This is a genomic window from Syntrophobotulus glycolicus DSM 8271 (assembly GCF_000190635.1).
Classification (GTDB): Bacteria; Bacillota; Desulfitobacteriia; order Desulfitobacteriales; family Syntrophobotulaceae; genus Syntrophobotulus; species Syntrophobotulus glycolicus.
Genome location: NC_015172.1, coordinates 2310688 through 2328263 on the forward strand (window position 1 = coordinate 2310688; position 17576 = coordinate 2328263).

Annotated in this window: 16 protein-coding genes; 3 read left to right on the top strand and 13 right to left on the bottom strand. The window is 45.2% G+C overall.

Annotation, left to right across the window (positions count from 1 at the left end; all coding sequences use genetic code 11):
• Positions 1-56: 56 nt before the first annotated feature.
• From hslU to SGLY_RS11450, 9 genes are all read right to left on the bottom strand, one after another.
• Positions 57-1439: an ATP-dependent protease ATPase subunit HslU gene (hslU, locus tag SGLY_RS11410; RefSeq protein WP_013625425.1), complete on the bottom strand. Its 1383-nt coding sequence runs from the start codon at positions 1437-1439 to the stop codon at positions 57-59.
• 17 nt (positions 1440-1456) lie between these two features.
• Positions 1457-1987 carry an ATP-dependent protease subunit HslV gene (hslV, locus tag SGLY_RS11415; RefSeq protein WP_013625426.1) on the bottom strand — a complete coding sequence of 177 codons (531 nt, stop codon included), beginning with the start codon at positions 1985-1987 and terminating at the stop codon, positions 1457-1459.
• 146 nt (positions 1988-2133) lie between these two features.
• The gene (gene xerA / locus SGLY_RS11420) at positions 2134-3036 is read right to left on the bottom strand and encodes a site-specific tyrosine recombinase/integron integrase (protein WP_013625427.1); all 903 of its coding nucleotides are present in this window, start codon (positions 3034-3036) and stop codon (positions 2134-2136) included.
• Positions 3023-4357 carry a methylenetetrahydrofolate--tRNA-(uracil(54)-C(5))-methyltransferase (FADH(2)-oxidizing) TrmFO gene (gene trmFO / locus SGLY_RS11425; protein ID WP_013625428.1) on the bottom strand — a complete coding sequence of 445 codons (1335 nt, stop codon included), beginning with the start codon at positions 4355-4357 and terminating at the stop codon, positions 3023-3025. Before trmFO ends, xerA begins: the two co-directional genes overlap by 14 nt.
• A gap of 22 nt (positions 4358-4379) precedes the next feature.
• On the bottom strand, positions 4380-6479 hold the full coding sequence (gene topA / locus SGLY_RS11430; protein ID WP_013625429.1) for a type I DNA topoisomerase: 2100 nt from the start codon (positions 6477-6479) through the stop codon (positions 4380-4382).
• A 50-nt stretch (positions 6480-6529) separates the two neighbouring features.
• Positions 6530-7681 carry a DNA-processing protein DprA gene (gene dprA / locus SGLY_RS11435; RefSeq protein WP_013625430.1) on the bottom strand — a complete coding sequence of 384 codons (1152 nt, stop codon included), beginning with the start codon at positions 7679-7681 and terminating at the stop codon, positions 6530-6532.
• A 35-nt stretch (positions 7682-7716) separates the two neighbouring features.
• Complete coding sequence (locus SGLY_RS11440; RefSeq protein ID WP_013625431.1) at positions 7717-8544, bottom strand: TIM barrel protein; 828 nt, start codon at positions 8542-8544, stop codon at positions 7717-7719.
• 40 nt (positions 8545-8584) lie between these two features.
• A complete protein-coding gene (serA, locus tag SGLY_RS11445; RefSeq protein WP_013625432.1) occupies positions 8585-10168 on the bottom strand; it encodes a phosphoglycerate dehydrogenase in 1584 nt (527 codons plus the stop codon).
• A 326-nt stretch (positions 10169-10494) separates the two neighbouring features.
• Complete coding sequence (locus SGLY_RS11450; RefSeq protein WP_013625433.1) at positions 10495-11148, bottom strand: C40 family peptidase; 654 nt, start codon at positions 11146-11148, stop codon at positions 10495-10497.
• Positions 11149-11355: 207 nt separating this feature from the next.
• Between SGLY_RS11450 and SGLY_RS11455 the strand changes: the two genes are divergently transcribed.
• Positions 11356-11625: an alpha/beta-type small acid-soluble spore protein gene (locus SGLY_RS11455; RefSeq protein ID WP_013625434.1), complete on the top strand. Its 270-nt coding sequence runs from the start codon at positions 11356-11358 to the stop codon at positions 11623-11625.
• 60 nt (positions 11626-11685) lie between these two features.
• Here SGLY_RS11455 and SGLY_RS11460 read toward each other — a convergent pair whose 3' ends face one another.
• From SGLY_RS11460 to fdhD, 3 genes are read right to left on the bottom strand one after another with little or no spacing between them, the layout of a single operon-like run.
• Positions 11686-12441 carry a tRNA threonylcarbamoyladenosine dehydratase gene (locus SGLY_RS11460; protein WP_013625435.1) on the bottom strand — a complete coding sequence of 252 codons (756 nt, stop codon included), beginning with the start codon at positions 12439-12441 and terminating at the stop codon, positions 11686-11688.
• Positions 12438-13502, bottom strand: a complete 1065-nt coding sequence (mnmA, locus tag SGLY_RS11465) for a tRNA 2-thiouridine(34) synthase MnmA (protein ID WP_169312038.1) — start codon at positions 13500-13502, stop codon at positions 12438-12440. The genes SGLY_RS11460 and mnmA overlap by 4 nt, the downstream gene beginning before the upstream one ends.
• Positions 13503-13561: 59 nt before the next feature.
• Positions 13562-14350 carry a formate dehydrogenase accessory sulfurtransferase FdhD gene (gene fdhD / locus SGLY_RS11470; RefSeq protein ID WP_041444789.1) on the bottom strand — a complete coding sequence of 263 codons (789 nt, stop codon included), beginning with the start codon at positions 14348-14350 and terminating at the stop codon, positions 13562-13564.
• 179 nt (positions 14351-14529) lie between these two features.
• On the opposite strand from fdhD, the gene cysE reads away from it, so the two are divergent.
• Positions 14530-15246, top strand: coding sequence for a serine O-acetyltransferase (cysE, locus tag SGLY_RS11475; RefSeq protein WP_013625438.1), 717 nt, complete (start codon positions 14530-14532; stop codon positions 15244-15246).
• 96 nt (positions 15247-15342) lie between these two features.
• Here the strand turns inward: cysE and SGLY_RS11480 are convergent, their stop codons facing one another.
• The gene (locus tag SGLY_RS11480) at positions 15343-16287 is read right to left on the bottom strand and encodes an NAD(P)H-dependent flavin oxidoreductase (protein WP_013625439.1); all 945 of its coding nucleotides are present in this window, start codon (positions 16285-16287) and stop codon (positions 15343-15345) included.
• Positions 16288-16606: 319 nt separating this feature from the next.
• Here SGLY_RS11480 and ku point away from each other — a divergent pair, with 319 nt between their 5' ends.
• On the top strand, positions 16607-17431 hold the full coding sequence (ku, locus tag SGLY_RS11485; protein WP_013625440.1) for a non-homologous end joining protein Ku: 825 nt from the start codon (positions 16607-16609) through the stop codon (positions 17429-17431).
• The last annotated feature ends 145 nt before the right edge of the window (positions 17432-17576 follow it).

Genomic DNA, 17576 nt, shown 5'->3' on the forward strand with positions numbered 1-17576 from the left:
ATCCATTAAACTTCCATATATCTCTATTTTCCAGTATATATGAATTTTTTGAATATTTAAAGTATATACTTTGACAAATCCTGATTTTGAACAACATCATTAATTCTTTTCCGAACATAATCCTTATTGATGGTGACCGTATAATCCTCCGGAAGCTCCGAAGCCTCAAAAGAAAGTTCCTCCAGAACCTTTTCAACTATGGTGTGCAGCCGCCTGGCTCCAATGTTTTCCGTTGTGGAATTGACATCATAGGCTACTTCTGCCAGCTCTTCAATGGCATCTTCCGAAAATTTCACATTGATCCCTTCCGTCTGCAAAAGAGCACTGGACTGTTTAATCAGTGAAAAATGCGGCTCGGTTAAAATATTCTTAAAATCGGCGACACTAAGAGATTCCAGTTCAACCCTGATCGGGAACCTGCCTTGCAGCTCCGGAATCAGGTCTGACGGTTTGGATACATGAAAGGCACCGGCAGCAATAAATAAAACATGGTCTGTTTTGACCGGCCCATATTTGGTGACAACTGTAGATCCTTCGACCAGGGGAAGAATATCCCTCTGAACACCGCCTCTGGAAACATCAGGCCCTGAACCGTCTCTGCCTGCGATTTTATCGATTTCATCAATAAAAACGATGCCTTCCTGTTCGGCGCGCCGAATAGCTTCTTGTACGGCATCCTCATGATCAATCAAATTTTGGGCTTCTTCCTGGGCCAAAATCCTTCTCGCTTCTTTCACCGTAACTCTGCGTTTTTTTCTTTTTTTCGGAAACATCCCCGACATCATATCCTGAATGTTAATGCCCAGCTCCATACCTGCTCCGCCTAACATATCAGCATAAGACGAAGATTCCTCAACTTCCACTTCAACGATATGCTTTTCCAGTTCTCCGGTCTGAAGCTTTTGGGCAATCAATTGCCTGTCTTTTTCCAGTTCAGGTGTTACAGGCTGTTCCTGTTCTTTTTGTTCCTGTTCCTGGCTGAATAAATATTGAAAAGGGTTCAAGGAACCCGATTCTTTCTTTTTTGAAGGAACAAGAATGGAAATCAGCCTTTTCTCAGCATTTTTTTCCGCCTGGACTTCGACTTCCTTCATTTTCTCAGCTTTGACCATACGAAGAGCAATCTCAGTCAAATCCCTGATAATCGACTCCACATCGCGGCCAACATAACCGACTTCCGTAAACTTTGTCGCTTCAACCTTAATAAACGGGGCTCTGACCAGTTTAGCCAGCCTGCGGGCAATCTCAGTTTTTCCGACACCGGTTGGGCCAATCATCAAGATATTTTTGGGCAAAACATCCTCCTGCATGGCCTCAGGCAGGAGAGAACGCCGGTACCTGTTTCTCAGCGCAACCGCAACTGCGCGTTTCGCTTCCCTCTGTCCAACAATATGTTTGTCTAATTCAGACACAATTTCGCGGGGTGTGAGTTGTTCCATGGCTATCCCTCCTAAGCTTACAGTTCTTCAACTGTAATGTTCTCGTTGGTGTAGACACAAATTGACGCCGCTATTTTCAGTGCTTCCCTGACCAGTTCACCGGCGCTTAGATCAGCATGCCGCGCCAAAGCCCTGGCCGCAGCAAGCGCGTAATTTCCTCCCGAACCGATCGCCGCAATATCATCATCCGGTTCAATGACTTCACCCGAACCGGAAATAATCAAAATCCTTTCCTTATCAGCGACAATAAGAAGTGCTTCCAGATGCCTGAGCATTCTGTCCGTACGCCATTCTTTGACCAATTCAACAGCCGCCCGCTGTAGATTGCCGTGAAATTCCTCCAGCCTGCCTTCAAATTTCTCAAAAAGAGTGAAGGCATCGGCTACCGAACCGGCAAACCCGGCGACAACTTTACCGTGATACAGCTTGCGGATCTTCCGGGCACCATGCTTCATCACCGTAGCCTGCCCGAAGGTGACTTGACCGTCACCGGCAATCGCTACCTGATTATTCTTTTTTACAGCCACAATCGTCGTCGCATGAAACATACAGATCCCTCCCTTAAAGTTCTTTCGCAACTTTTCCCAGGTGGTCTTATTTCGAAGTTTACTGGAAAGCAAGTTGGGGCGTCAAGTAAATTTTCAAAATTTATATGATATTTTTGAAAATTCAACACTGTTTTATGCAAATATTCTTAATGATTTTTCGCTCTGGGGTGAGACTGTCGATAGACTTCCCTCAGCTTCTCCCTTGTCAGGTGAGTGTAGATCTGGGTAGAAGACAGCTTCTTATGTCCAAGCAGTTCCTGGACACTACGAAGATCAGCGCCCCCGTCCAGAAGGTGGGTTGCAAAAGTATGCCGGAGCATGTGGGGATAAATATGCTGATTGAGGTTTGCCTTTTTCTCCAGTTTATCTAAAATCCTGCGTACTGAACGCGTGCTCATTCTTGTTCCTTGATAATTCCGGATAAGGGCTTCCTGATGTTGAGACCGGCCCCACCTGTCCAAATACCGTCTGAGCTCCAATACTGCCGGCTCTGTCAGCGGGACGATTCTTTCCTTGCCGCCTTTGCCTCTGATCCGTACAAAAGCGCTTTCTAAATCGAGATCCTCAATATTAATGCCGACCAGTTCGCTGACTCGGAGACCGGACCCATAAAGGAGTTCTATGATCAGTTTGTCTCTTTGACCCATTTCCGATGAATCATCGAGCACCGCGAGCAGCTTTTCCATATGCTCGGGATAGAGAAAACGCGGAAGGGTTTGCCCAAGCTTCGGTGTATTGATCTTGAGCATCGGACTTTGCTTTACGATACCCTCCCGGGACAAATAGCGGAAGAATGCCCGTATAGCGGCCAGCTTTCTGGCAACGGTTCTGCGACTCAACCCCTTATCCGCAAGCTGGAAAATATAAGTCCGGACAATGATTTTATCAACAAGGTCCAATTCAACCTCGGCAAATTCAACACCCAGCTCGGCAGCGGCAAATTCAGTGAATTGAACCAGGTCACTCTGATATGCGCTGATGGTGTGTAAAGACAGATTTCTGGCTTTCTGATAAGAGGCGAACCGATCAATGCCTTCAAGCGCGACCATCATGAATCTCCTTTAAATGATTGTTACAAAGGTATTCTTCCAGGATTCCCAAAGCCCGCTCGGATATTCTCTTGTTTTTTTCCCGCTTGTTCCGGGTTCTTTCTTTGAGCTGCGAGATGAGGCCAAAATTAATATTCATTGGCTGGAAATCAACGGTGGGAGAACGCTCAAGGTGTCCGGCCAATCCTCCCAAAGCTGTTTCCGGAGGAAAAACCAGAGTCTCCAGTCCTCGCAAGAACCTGAAGGCATTGATTCCGGCCAGCAGTCCGCTTGCGGCGGACTCCACATAGCCCTCAACTCCGGTTATCTGCCCGGCAAAAAATATTTCCGGCTTATTCCGCAGTCTGAAATCAGCCTGCAAAACCTTGGGGGAGTTCAGAAAAGTATTGCGATGCATGACGCCATACCTGGCAAATTCGGCATTCTCCAAGCCCGGGATCATTCTGAACACTCTTTTTTGTTCGCCCCACTTCAGATGGGTTTGAAATCCTACTAAATTCAACAAAGAGCCTTCGAGATTTTCCTTTCTTAACTGGACAACAGCGAAAGGTTGTTTTCCCGTCCGCGGGTCGACCATCCCCACAGGTTTTAAGGGACCGAAAGCCATGGTCATCGGCCCTCTTCCGGCCATCACCTCAATCGGCATACATCCTTCAAAAACCATATTTTTTTCAAAACCTTTGACCTCTGCGGTCTCTGCTTTGATCAGTTCCTGGTAAAAATGATTGTATTCCTGTTCATTCATTGGGCAATTGAGATAATCCGCTTCACCCTTGTCATAACGCGAGGCCCAGAATGCCTTGGTCAGATCAACAGAATCAAGTTCCACAATCGGAGCGGCGGCATCAAAAAAAGAAAGCGCTTTTTCTCCGGTCAAATCCATGATATCCTCAGCCAAAGAAGCTGAAGTAAGCGGCCCGGAGGCTACGATCACTACGCCCTTTCTGGGTATTGCAGTGATTTCCTCCCGTTTAATCTTCACTTTGGGGTGGTTTTCCAATCTTTCAGTGATCTCAGTTGAAAAAAACTTGCGGTCAACGGCTGTCGCTCCTCCCGCAGGGACAGCATGCTTGTCCGCCGCCAGCATAATCAGTGAATTCAGGCGGCGCATTTCTTCCTTCAGAAGACCGGCGGCATTCTCCAAGCCGGCAGCCCTGAGGGAATTGCTGCAAACAAGCTCGGCAAAATCACCGCTGACATGAGCAGGTGTGGAAATCCCAGGCCTCATCTCGCATAGGGTAACCTCCACATCCCGGCACGCAAGCTGCCAGGCCGCTTCAGACCCAGCCAGTCCCGCTCCGATAACGGTTATTTCATTCATCTTTTCCCAGCCACCTTAATCTCTACTCTTTCTTCTCTTCAACCTTCTCTTCCGTGTGCCGACAATCTTTATTTGTACAAACATAGTTTACCTTCTGCTTAATCGTCTTTTCCGTCATTAAGCTGTTGCAATCCGGGCAATTTACCGGAGCGGGTTTTTCCCAGGAAATAAAATTGCATTCCGGATAATTGCTGCAGCCGTAAAATTTACGTCCTTTTTTACTTCTTCTGACAACAAGCTTTTCACCGCATTGCGGACAATTGACACCTACTTCTTCCAGCAAAGGTTTGGCATTCTTGCAGTCCGGGAATCCCGGACAGGCTAAGAATTTGCCGAAACGCCCCATTTTGATGACCATTCTCCGTCCGCAAAACTCGCATAAAACATCAGATTCCTGATCCTCAACCTTTATCTTTCCAATGATGGCTTCCGCTTTGTTCAGTGTTTCTTCAAAAGGAATGTAAAAATCCCTGATCACGGATTTCCATTGGGTCTGGCCTTCTTCAATATTATCAAGTTTCTCTTCCATATTCGCGGTAAATTCCAGATCAACAATATCTTTAAAATGTTCTTTGAGCAGGGAAACAACGATTTCTCCGAGTTCAGTGGGCACCAGCTTCCTCTCTTCCTTCACGACATAGCCTCTGGTTTGGACCGTGTCAATAGTCGGAGCATAAGTACTCGGCCTTCCGATTCCTTCTTCTTCCATTTTTTTAACCAAAGAGGCCTCCGTATAGCGGGGAGGCGGTTCCGTAAAATGCTGTTTTTCTTTGATCTCCGCTAGTTCCACCTTTTGGCCCGGAGTCACATTTACTTTCAGACAACGATCATCCCCGTCTTGTTTTTCTTCCGTTTCATCAGTACTTTCCTCATAAACAGAAAGATAACCGGGAAACTTTACGGTTGAAGCGTTAGCCCTGAGCGTATACTTATCTGCCGCAACATCGACCGTTAGCGTATCATATACCGCCGCACTCATCTGGCTTGCTAAGAACCTGTCCCAGATCAGCCTGTACAACCTCAACTGATCCCTGCTCAAAAATTCTTTGGCCGAATCAGGCGTACGCAAAACAGAAGTTGGCCGAATCGCCTCATGGGCTTCCTGGGTTCTGCGCTTACTGGTATAATTCTGCCGGCCCGGATAAAAATCCGAACCAAAACTGGCCAGGATATACTCTTTGGCCTCATCCTGGGCAAGCTCTGATATGCGTACAGAATCTGTTCTCATATAAGTGATCAGGCCAACCGTCCCCTCTTTGCCCAAATCGATTCCTTCATAGAGCTGCTGAGCCAGCATCATCGTTCTTTTCGGGGCAAAATTCAGTTTCCGATAGGCCTCCTGCTGCAAACTGCTGGTCGTGAAAGGCGGGGAAGGCTGCTTCTTTTTCTCTCTGTTTTTGACATCGCTGATCACACAGACAGCTCTGCGGAGCTGTACGATGATTTCATCAACTTCCTGTCTGGATTTGATCTCAATCCTTTTTCCCGCTTTGTGAATCAATTTGGCGGAAAAATTCCCCCCCGGACAAAGAAATTGGGCAAGCAGTGTCCAGTACTCCTGAGACTCAAAAACCTTAATCTCCTCTTCTCTGTCGCAGATAAGCCGCACCGCTACAGATTGGACCCGGCCTGCGCTGAGACCTTTCTTAATTTTCTTCCAAAGGAGGGGGCTTAATTTATAGCCAACCAGCCTGTCCAATACTCTGCGGGCCTGTTGAGCATCAACCTTATGCAGATCAATTTTGCGGGGATTTTTTATGGCTTTCTGAATCGTTGGTTTCGTTATTTCGTGAAATTCTACTCTGCTGCTTTTTTCTTGATTAATCCCCAGAAGGTGCATCAAATGCCATGCTATTGCTTCCCCTTCACGGTCCGGGTCAGAAGCGAGCAGAACTTGATCTGCCGTCTTCGCTGCTGCCTTCAGCTCCTTGATCAGATCGCCTCTGCCTCTGATCGGGATATATTTCGGTTCAAAATCATGCTCAATATTAACGCCCATTTGGCTTTTGGGCAAATCCCGCAAATGGCCCATAGAAGCTTTGACCTGATAGTTTTTGGATAAAAACTTGCTGATTGATTTCGCTTTGGCCGGGGATTCTACAATGACCAGAGTTTTTGGCATATTTCACCTCAAAAGTTATTCTTTCGGATTTATCCGGTTTTTTCGGAAAATTATCTTCGTGCAAGTACATAATATTGGCCCGGCAGCTGTTTCACAATCTCCTGCAGCTCCAGCTCCAAAAGGCCAAGGGCAATGGTATGGGGTGACATTGAACAGTTTAAAGCAAGTGTATCAATATGTAAAGGAACATCACTCAAATAGTCCAATAATTGAAGGTTTTCCGTTTTCATGTCCAAATGGTCAAATAAGGTATTGCCGTTCTTCTGCTTCTCTATATTTTGACCTTGAGCGGACTGTTCATACTCTTTTTTCATAGAATATAATGTCTCATTTTCCATTTTGATTTCCGCCAGAACATCTTCGACATTTTCCACTAATTTTGCTCCTTGCCGGATAAGCTGGTGGGTACCTCTGCTCATTTCACTGAAAATCGGTCCCGGAACGGCAAAAACTTCCCTGCCTTGTTCTAAAGCGAAATCTACGGTGATCAAAGAACCGCTTTTTTGAGCCGCCTCTACAACCAGTACTCCGCGAGCCGACCCGCTGATCAGCCTGTTACGCGCAGGAAACTGCCCGGGTTCACACGGGCGTCCGGGGGGATATTCGGAAATCAGAGCTCCATTTTCAATGATCTCTGCGGCAAGCTTCCTGTTCTCCGGCGGGTAAATCCGATCCAGTCCTCCGGCTAAAAAAGCCCAGGTCAACCCTCCCGCTTCTAGAGCACCCTTATGGGCGGCAGAATCTATTCCCCTTGCTAGACCGCTCACGATGACATAACCTTTGCCCGCCAGCTGTCCCGCCAGACAGGAAGCCGCAGACCTGCCGTAGGCAGTAGGCCTGCGAGAACCGACGACGGCCAATCCTTCTCTGCCGGAGTCAATCATTCCTTTGTAAAAGAGCAGCGGCGGCGCATCGGAACATTCCAACAATAATGGAGGATAATTCTCTTCCCCAGGCATCACAAGCAAAATTTCCTGATCGGAAAGAGCCTGTTCAAGCTCATCTAAATTCAACTTTTTCCTGGATTGCTGAAACACATTCATCCACGAAGGACGGTTTCCGCTGGGAAATCTTTCTTCTGCAGCATCAAAGGCCTGGATTGCACTGCCAAACAGGGCCAGCAGATAACGCAGCCTTCGGCTGCCAATCCCGGGAAGAGTCAGAATCGCTGCTCTGGCAATCTTCTCTCTTGCGCACTCCATTGATCTGTTCTCCTTTTCAGGTTGATGAACAAATGTTAACCCAATAATCGATAGGTTTCTTGCAAGAGTAAAGTATCTTTCTCCATATTAGGACTCTCGCAAATCACCGTTCCCTGAATACCGAATGTTTTCAGAGCTTTAAGCAGATCCGCATAATTCAAATCTGCTTCTTGCAAAATCAAGTGTTTTTTTTCACCCTTTAATCCATAGTCAATCCCCGAGACATGAAAATGGGCATTTTTTGTCCACTGATCTCCCAGCTTCTCCGCTGTCTTATCCAGAATAGCGCAAAATTCATCATAGCTGTTGTACAGCCCGTTCGATCTGGCATGAAGATGGCTGAAATCTATACAAGGCAATACCCCTTCTACTTCAGCAGCCAAGGCAATGGTTTCCTCAAGACTGCCAAACTGGGAGGGCTTTCCTGTGGTTTCCGCTCTCAGGATAACCCTGCAGCCTTCATCATCAAGAATCCTTCTTATTTCAGCAACCCCATCCAAAACTTGAGCAAATACTTTTAGAGGATCATCACCCGAATAAAAAGCGGGATGGAATATGATCGAATGTGCTCCAAGAAAATCAGCTGTTCTGGCCGTCTGAATCAGTCTTTGCTTGCTGGCAATGATCTTCTCTTCTTCTTTGGAATTGAGATTGACATAATAGGGGGCATGGCAGGAAAGAGAGACGTTCTCCTCTCTCGCAGTCCGGCCGTTCAAGCGGGCCTTTTCTTCCTTCATTCTTACGCCATGAACAAATTCAACTTCCATGGCATCAAGCCCCAATTCTCTTATCCTTCTGATCCCGGCCTCCGTTGAACTGTCGGCGGCTGAAAGCGGCACTCCGGCCGTTCCGAACTTAATCATTTTTCTTATCCCTTATCATCGATTTGCCACCTTAGCTTTCTTAAAGATCGAAATATACTTTTTTCACATTCTGAATGCCGTTAAGCTGTTTAATTTTATTCATGACTTCAGAGCCAATATCGCTTTGGACACCGACAATCATAATATTCATCCCAATATCCTCAGTTTTTTCTACCTGCATGCTATTAATATTAATGGAGTACTCTCCGAGAATTGTTCCCACCTTACCGACCATGCCCGGATAATCCTCATGAGGAATAATGATCAGCCAGCCCTGCGGGTCTATATCCACCCTGTGCTTGTCAATCTGGACGATTCGCCCTTCCTTTTTCCCAAACAAAGTCCCTGAAACACGGTGTTCACTTTTATCTGTTCTAACCGTCACACTGACCAGACCAACAAAATTTTCCGTTTCCTGACTTTTAATTTCACTTACTGTGATTCCCCTTGATTTGGCGACCTCCGGAGCATTGACAAAATTAACCGCCTCTTGGAGAATGGGATTGAGTACCCCTTTGACAATGGCTAGAGTGAGCATTTTCGTGTCAACCTGGCTTACTTCCCCATTGTATTTCATTTCAATGCTTTTTATTCTTCCTTCAGCTAAATGTACGGCCAAAACGCCCATCTTCTCCACAAGATTAATATAAGGCTTAATGGTCTCCATACTTGCTTTGGACACCGGAGGGATATTGAGGGATGTCGTAACCGGCTCCGCCCTAAGAGCTGCCAGCACCTCTCTGGCCACTCTCACTGCAACCTCATTCTGCGCCTCGTGCGTCCAATTGGCGATATGCGGTGTGCAAATCACATCAGGCCTGTTTAAAAGCGGGTTATCCGTAGCTAAAGGCTCCTGTTCAAAGGCATCCAGAGCCACCCCTGAGACAATGCCGTTCTCCAGCGCTTTGAATAGAGCCTTTTCATCAATGATCCCCCCCCGGGCACAATTGATGATTCTTACCCCCTTCTTCATTTGAGCAAATGCTTCTTCATTCAGCAAATGCTTGGTATCTACCGTAAACGGAACATGAATGGTCAGAAAATCGGCTTTTTGCAAAAGTTCTTTGGCATTGACCAATTCAATTCCTAATCCCGCCAGATTCTCTTCACTGATAAAAGGATCATACGCCATAACCTTCATTTCAAAGGCCTTTGCTCGTTGAGCAACCCCCTTGCCTACTCTGCCCAATCCGATGACACCTAAAACCTTATCTTTTAATTCGCTGCCCGTATAAATATCTTGTATCCATCTTCCGTCTTTTACCGCCGTATATGCCTGAGGAATATTTCTGCTCAGAGCCAAGATCATTCCGAAGGTATATTCAATCGCAGCCGCGCTTTTCCCCTGGGGAGCATTTAAAACAACAATTCCTCCTCTGGTTGCGGCCTGTAGGTCAATATGCTCCACCCCGACACCGGCCCGGCCGATTACCTTCAGGTTCCTCCCGGCCTCAATGACTTCCTTTGTGACCTTCGTGTCTCCCCGAACGACCAATGCATCATAGCCATCAATAATCTTGATCAATTCATCCTGGGAGAGATGGTATAAAGCATCGACCTCATGCTCCTGTTTTAACAGTTCAACTCCTGCTTCAACAACGTCTTCGCATACCAGAATTCTCATGCTAAATCCTCCATGCAACCATAATACTTTAAACTGCAAAACCCCTTATCCAACGGACAAGAGGCTAATCCTGCGTTCCACCGCAAAAAGGGAACTTTGCTTATTTCAAAAACAATTTGAGTACGATAACTTAATCACTTAGGTGGACAGGCAATGATTAAACCCTTCCCTTAGCTTTTTTCGATTATAAATTCAATCCCTGTATTCTGTCAAGAAGGGGCACTGAACATTCCGGACAAGATATCTTAACATCCCGTCTCTCAGCATGTATTTCCGGTAAATCTCTTGCAAAAAGATAAATTCCGGCAGTTATCGACTGTTTACCTTTAAGTATTGACTATCCGGCGGCTTCCCCTGTAATGGCCGGACCAGTAAGAATCGTCCAGATTCTCAATTTCCACACAGTTTTTTGTTGCGGAAATAAATTGTCCTTCACCGATAAATATCCCGACATGGCTTGCACCGGTTCCTGCCGTACTGAAAAAAACCAGATCCCCTTCCTGCAGAGATAATTTAGCAACGCCGACTCCCATCCGGAACTGTTCAAAGGATGTTCTGGGAAGCTCTACTCCGTTTTCCCGAAAAACTTTTTGCACCAGTGCGGAACAATCGACTCCGCCTCTCGTTTGTCCCCCCCACTGATAAGGTACTCCCTGCCAGCATAATGCACTGGAAACAATGCTGTCTCTGACTTTTTTTTCTCCTTCTTTTTCCGCTTTCATCTGATCGAAGCCCTCAGAATCAAACCCCTTCGCTTCTTCAAAAACCTTGATTTTTGTTTGATCCATCAAGTATATATTATCGGGGGCTTGCTCTTTAATCTGACTTCCCCCAGCTAAACTTTCATTGACTGCTTCAGGGCTTATGCTCAGGTTGGCGGGCGGAATTGTTGAAATCCCGGCCAAAAAGAATGCGGCTAAACCAAATGCGCGGATTTGGACCGGTTTAATCTCCGGAATCTGTAAAAGTTCTCCCTGCATTTCATTTCCCCTTTCACCAAAGATAAAATGGTCTCTAATTTTATGTATGGTCAAAAGAAAAAATATATGCTTTTTTAATCAATTATGCTCAATAATTTTTCTTGATTTTCTTCAACTCAGATTTGAAATTTTTTCATCACATAATTTTTTATCAGCAACAAAAAATATAATCAGAAAGCTAAAAAATATTCAGAAAGGGGAATGAGGATGGCTAAAAACAATTCTTTAAATCAGCTCAAATATGAAATATCCAAGGAGTTAGGTTATATTCACAGCGGCCCGCAGGAATATCAAGGCTTTCTTGACCGTACCAAATACGAAGTCGCCAATGAATTAGGAATTACTTTGAATCAAGGGTATAATGGCGAGATCAGTTCTCGGGACGCCGGGAGAATCGGCGGCAATATCGGAGGTAAAATCGGCGGCAATATGGTCAAAAAATTAATTGCTTATACTGAATCAAACATGATTAAGTAATGAAAGAAAATTAAGTATGAATTCAACGATTAAACCGGGAACAAAGCGATCTTTCCTGGTTTAATCGTTTTCCGACAATAGATCGTTAATGACTTCACCAGCCATGAGCAGCCCCGCGACTGACGGAACAAAAGAAATACTGCCGGGAATTTGATTTTTCATTGCGCAATGTGCATCTCCATTGGGGCAAATGCAATGATTTTTACAACTGACCTGATCTTCAATTGGTTTGAGCGGATTATCGGGAGAATAGACCACTTTAAGCCCACTGATTATCCCTTCCTTTCTCAAAAGCTTGCGCACAGCTTTAGCCAGTCTGCAGCCGGAGGTTTTAGAGATATCTGCTATTCTGAAATTTTTTGCCGACAATCTGTTTCCGGTTCCCATACTGGAAATCAAGGGAATGTTTCTTCGCAGGCACTCTTTCGCTAAAAAGACCTTACTCTGCACAGTATCTATCGCATCAACAACATAGTCCGGTTTTTCGGCAAATATCGCTTCAGCTTCTTTTTCCGTAAAAAACATTTGATAGGTTTGGACGATTGCCCGAGGATTGATATCGAGAATTCTGTCTTTCATCACATTTACTTTTGCCTTGCCAATCGTGGAATGTAAGGCATGAATCTGCCGGTTGATGTTTGTCAGACAAATATCATCAAAATCTATTAATTTAAAATTGCCCACGCCAGATCTTGCCAGAGCCTCAACGGCAAACGATCCCACTCCGCCAATACCAAATACAAAAACAGACGCCTTCTTTATTTTTTCCTGGCCCTCTTCACCAATAAGAAGCTGGTTTCTGGAATATTGATTCATCGTATTGTTCCTCCGCCTAAAACGATATCGTGATCATAAAATACAACTGCTTGCCCGGGCGTAATCGATTTTTGGGGGATCTCGAAAACAACCTTCATTTTTCCTTCTGCGCGAGGATGTATCACAGCCGGAACGGCCTGGGCATTATAACGGATCTTGACCTGGACCTTCATCGGTCCGGTCGGCCCCTCTCCGGATACAAAGTTTAAATCTTCTGCCAGTAAAGCATCCTGAAACAGTTCTTCCATTTTTCCTACCCGAACCGTATTCGACTCTGGTTCAATTTTCGTCACATAAACCGGATAACCCATTGCCAAACCCAATCCTTTATGCTGTCCGATCGTATACCGGTATATCCCTTGATGTATACCCACAACAGAGCCATCAGCATCGACAAACTTTCCGGGTGTGAGCGGTGATTGCAGATACTCTTCAATAAATTGGGCGTGTGAGTGATCGACAAAACAAATTTCCTGGCTGTCCTTTTTAAAGGCTACGGGGAGCCCGCCTTCCTGCGCTAATTTCCTGGTCTCTTCTTTTTTGTATGTTCCTAAAGGAAACAGGGTATGCTGCAGTTGATCCTGTTGAAGATTATATAAAGCATAGCTCTGATCCTTGGTCTGATCCAAACCCTTCCGGAGTTCATACCTTTCTGTCTGCTCATTTCTCCTGATCCTGGCATAATGACCGGTTGAGATGTAATCTGCCCCCATAGCAAGCGCTTTCTGTAAAAACAAATCAAATTTCAGGTAACGATTGCAGGCGATACAGGGATTAGGTGTTCTGCCGGCAAGATATTCCCGGCAGAAGTACCTGATGACCTTTTCTTCAAAATCATCACGAAAATTTAATACATAATGAGGAATACCCAATTTCCAGGCAACTCTTCGGGCATCATTAACCGCATCCAGACTGCAGCAGGCCTTTTCTTTATCTTCCGGCTGCGGCCAAATCTGCATTGTCACTCCTACGACATCATATCCCTCCCGCTTAAGAAGCAGTGCCGCCACAGAACTGTCCACGCCCCCGCTCATCGCAACAAATACTTTTGCCATCTTAATCTCTCCAGTCTAACCTCTCACTTATTTTGCTCTTCTCCATACAATAAAGGGGACAGGTGTTACATGATTACTCTGCTGAACTGGGTATATATTGTCGCTTTCCCTTCACGAACAAAGCCGGCCAGCAGAATATTCAACTCTTCGGCCATCGTAATGGCCAAGTCGGTCGCTGCCGCTCTTGATATGATTGCCGGAATTCCGGCCCTGGCCGCTTTAATCACCATCTCCGAAGAAATTCTGCCACTGAGAAGCAGGGATTTATCTTGCAGAGAGATCCTATGCAGACAGGAATAGCCGATGATCTTATCCACAGCATTGTGCCGGCCTATATCTTCAAATCGGACAATCAGAGAATCTCCTGCCAAGGCCGCATTATGAACTCCCCCGGTCTTCCGAAATATTTCCGCCGCCTCTTCCATTTCGTGCAAAAGCTCAATTTGCTTGAGCAGTACAACTTCTGGGGAGTTCTCCAAGGGTTTCATTTCTCTGGCATCATTAATAAAATAAAAATTTGCGCTTCCTCGCCCGCAGCAGCTTGCCAGGTTCCTCCGTAAAAAGCTTTCTTTCCTCTTCTCCGGCTCCATTTTCAACGCAAATCGGATCAGTCCCTCTTCTTCCTGACAAATATAATTTTGAATGTCCGAAAAGGAGCCGATCATTCCTTCACTGATCAAAAACCCAACAGCCAGTTCCAAATAGGCATCCGGGGAACAAATCATGGTAACCAGCTCAAAATCGTTCACAAACAAGGTCAGCGGACGTTCAACGGCAACCAGATCCGCTGAATCCTCTCTCTTTCCCTTTGCAGATTTCGCAACAGTGATTTTTTTCAGCATTTTTTCAGACATCATATCAGCCCCTTAACTTTTAAAGCCGTAAAACCGTCTCTGACAAGTATAAGGCTATTATTTGCGAAATAATTTTCCTTGTCAACCAGGATTAATTTTAATATAATAAAGATTGATCTTATTCCGACTATTTTTGTCGGAATAATAAAAATAAATCTGTTTAGAGTGGAGTTGGCCTAATGAGCTTCCTGAAAAACATTAAAGAAGACATCTCAACCGTATTTGAACGAGACCCCGCTGCTAAAAGCACTGCGGAAATATTGCTGTGCTATCCGGGTTTGCATGCCATTATTATGCACCGATTTGCGCATTTTTTATATAAGAAAGAACGTTTTCTTGCTGCTCGCTTACTTTCTCATTTCAGCCGCTTTTTAACCGGTATAGAAATCCACCCCGGTGCCAAAATCGGACATAGGGTTTTTATTGATCACGGTCATGGAACCGTGATCGGAGAAACTACCGAGATTGGCGATGATGTCACGATTTATCAAGGAGTTACCTTAGGTGGTACCGGTAAGGAAAAAGGCAAACGCCATCCGACCATTGGGAATAACGTGGTCATCAGTGCCGGGGCCCAGGTTCTCGGAGCCATCTATATTGGGGATAACTCAAAGGTCGGCGCAGGCTCGGTTGTTCTTCAGAATGTGCCGCCCAATTGTACTGTTGTCGGTATCCCCGGTCGTGTTAAAGTCCGCCGGGATCCTCCACTCCAAGGCCCAGACCTGAACCATCAGATCATCTCCGACCCCGTTGATGAGATTCTCACGGATATGCAGATTAAGATCAGTAAATTGGAACATTCCATAGAAGACCAAAACTGCCCGCAGGCCTGTCCCAATCCTTGCCCTCTTACAGAACCGGACCCGGATGAAAGTCCGAAAAATAAGACTTCCTGATCTGCAACGCTACCGGCAGAATGGCTGAAAAAAGAAGCAGGCACCCCAGATGGAGTCGAAATGCCTGCTTCTTTTTCGTGTTTATTTTCTAAAAGATCACATCGCTTCTACTTCTTTAACAAGATCATTGATGATTTTGCCCGCAGGAAGGATTTCATTAATTTCATCGATGTATTCCCCTGAAAAGATCAGACCTTCGTCCAAATCTCCCCTTTGGGCATTGTCCAGTGCCTTCATGATGCAGAAAGAATGACTGCACTTTTTTAAGCAATTCTCACATTTTCCAGGGGAAAGATCTTCTCCCGCCAGCAATTTATCGACAAATACATTACGGATTGCCCTGCCTGGAAGTCCCACCGGACTTTGAATGACCACAATATCTTCTCTTTTGGCCTTAAGATAATACTGTTTCAGATTATCCGCTCCGCCCGCCTCTGCACTTGCCGCAAAGCGAATTCCCATTTGAACCCCGTCGGCACCCATATCAAAAGCTTCCTTCATTTCCCGGGCATTGACAATTCCACCCGCAGCTACGACCGGGATGGAGAGACTGCGTTTGATCTCAGGAAAGATCGCTTTCAAGGATTCTAGCGTACCGAGATGCCCACCAGCCTCTTTTCCTTCGACGACAACAGCGCCCGCACCTAACTTTTCGGCCATGATTGCTCCCTTTGTATTCGAAACAATGGGAACTAACGGAGTACCGGCTTCCCGGCACCACTGGAAAATATCCTTGGAAAAGCCCGCTCCCTGAATCACCAGATCTATCCCTTCATCCAAAGCTGTCATCACAGTTTCTTTGAATTTGGATACCGCAAACATAATATTAATACCGATGATACCCTGAGCTTTGATCCGGGCAGCACGAATCTCTTGTCTGAGTTCATTAAGATCCATTCCTGAAGCCGCAATAACACCGATCCCTCCGGCATTGGCTACAGCCGCGGCCAAGTTCGCAGTGGATAACCGCAGCGCCATTCCCCCTTGAATGATAGGGTATTTGGGTAAAAGGTTTCCAATACGCAATTCGGGCAGTTTCAAAATATAACCCTCCTGATTTTTGACAAAAACTTACTCCCAACACTTTGATATTCAAAGCAAACTACCATGCAGTATTTAATATTTTACCCTCATTAAGCATGATGTTCAAGTAAAAAAGCTTCAATTTCCAAAGAATATCGGCGAAACTGAGCAAATAACCTCTTATTTTCATTTACGATAAAAACTTCTTCATAAACAGGTTCAACATTGAAACAAATTGCTGCCATGTCCTAATCATATGTATGAAGTTTCGGTTGAAACAAATACTAAAATCAATACATTTATATTCCTAACATGATTATACAAGGAGGCTTGCCAAATGCATACTGTTTGGAAAGGATCTGTCAGTTTCGGACTTGTCAATATCCCGATAAAAATGTTTGCGGCCACTGAAGAAAAAGACATAAAATTCCGGTATTTGCATAAAGACTGCCATACTCCTGTCAAATATGATAAAATTTGTCCCACTTGCCGGAAAAGCCTGAAAGAAGAAGACATCGTCAAAGGATATGAGTATGAGTCAGGCCGTTTCATCATCATTGATGATCATGATTTGGACGCTCTTAGAGCTGAAGCCGGCAGTAAGTCTATTGAGATTCTTGATTTTGTCAATCTCTCCGAAATAGATCCGATCTTTTTTGATAAATCCTACTATCTTTCTCCTCCTGATGCCAACAATAAGGCCTATGATCTCCTGCGCAAGGCCATGAGTGATACGGGTAAAATCGCCATTGCCAGGATGACGATCAGGAATAAACAAACCCTTGCGGTTTTGCGGGTATTCCAAAATACCCTGGTTTTAGAAACCATTTACTACCCGGATGAGGTCAGACCGGTTTCCCAGATTCCCGCTCTGCCTGAGAACGCGGAGGTTAATCCTAAAGAATTAGATATCGCAGTGAAACTTATTGAAAATCTTACTGCCAATTTTGAACCGCAGAAATATCAAAACAATTATCGCCAAGCCCTCCTTGATCTGATCCAGAAGAAAATAGAAGGAAATGATATTCAAGTTGCACCCGAAGCTCCCCAAAAAAATGTGATTGATTTAATGGAAGCCCTTCAGGCCAGTCTCAAAGAAACACAACATAAACCTGATCAAAAGCCTTCAAAGTCACCCCGCCGGAAAACCTCTGTCAGCTGAGGCGGAATGTTATGCCCGATCATTACTGATCTTATCCTCCTATCCAAACAGAAATCGAATAAATCTTTCAAAACATTTTCCCCCAAAATATTCTAATATATGTTAATATGTACTAGATTGTGTTCATCTAAACTCGCATTGATCA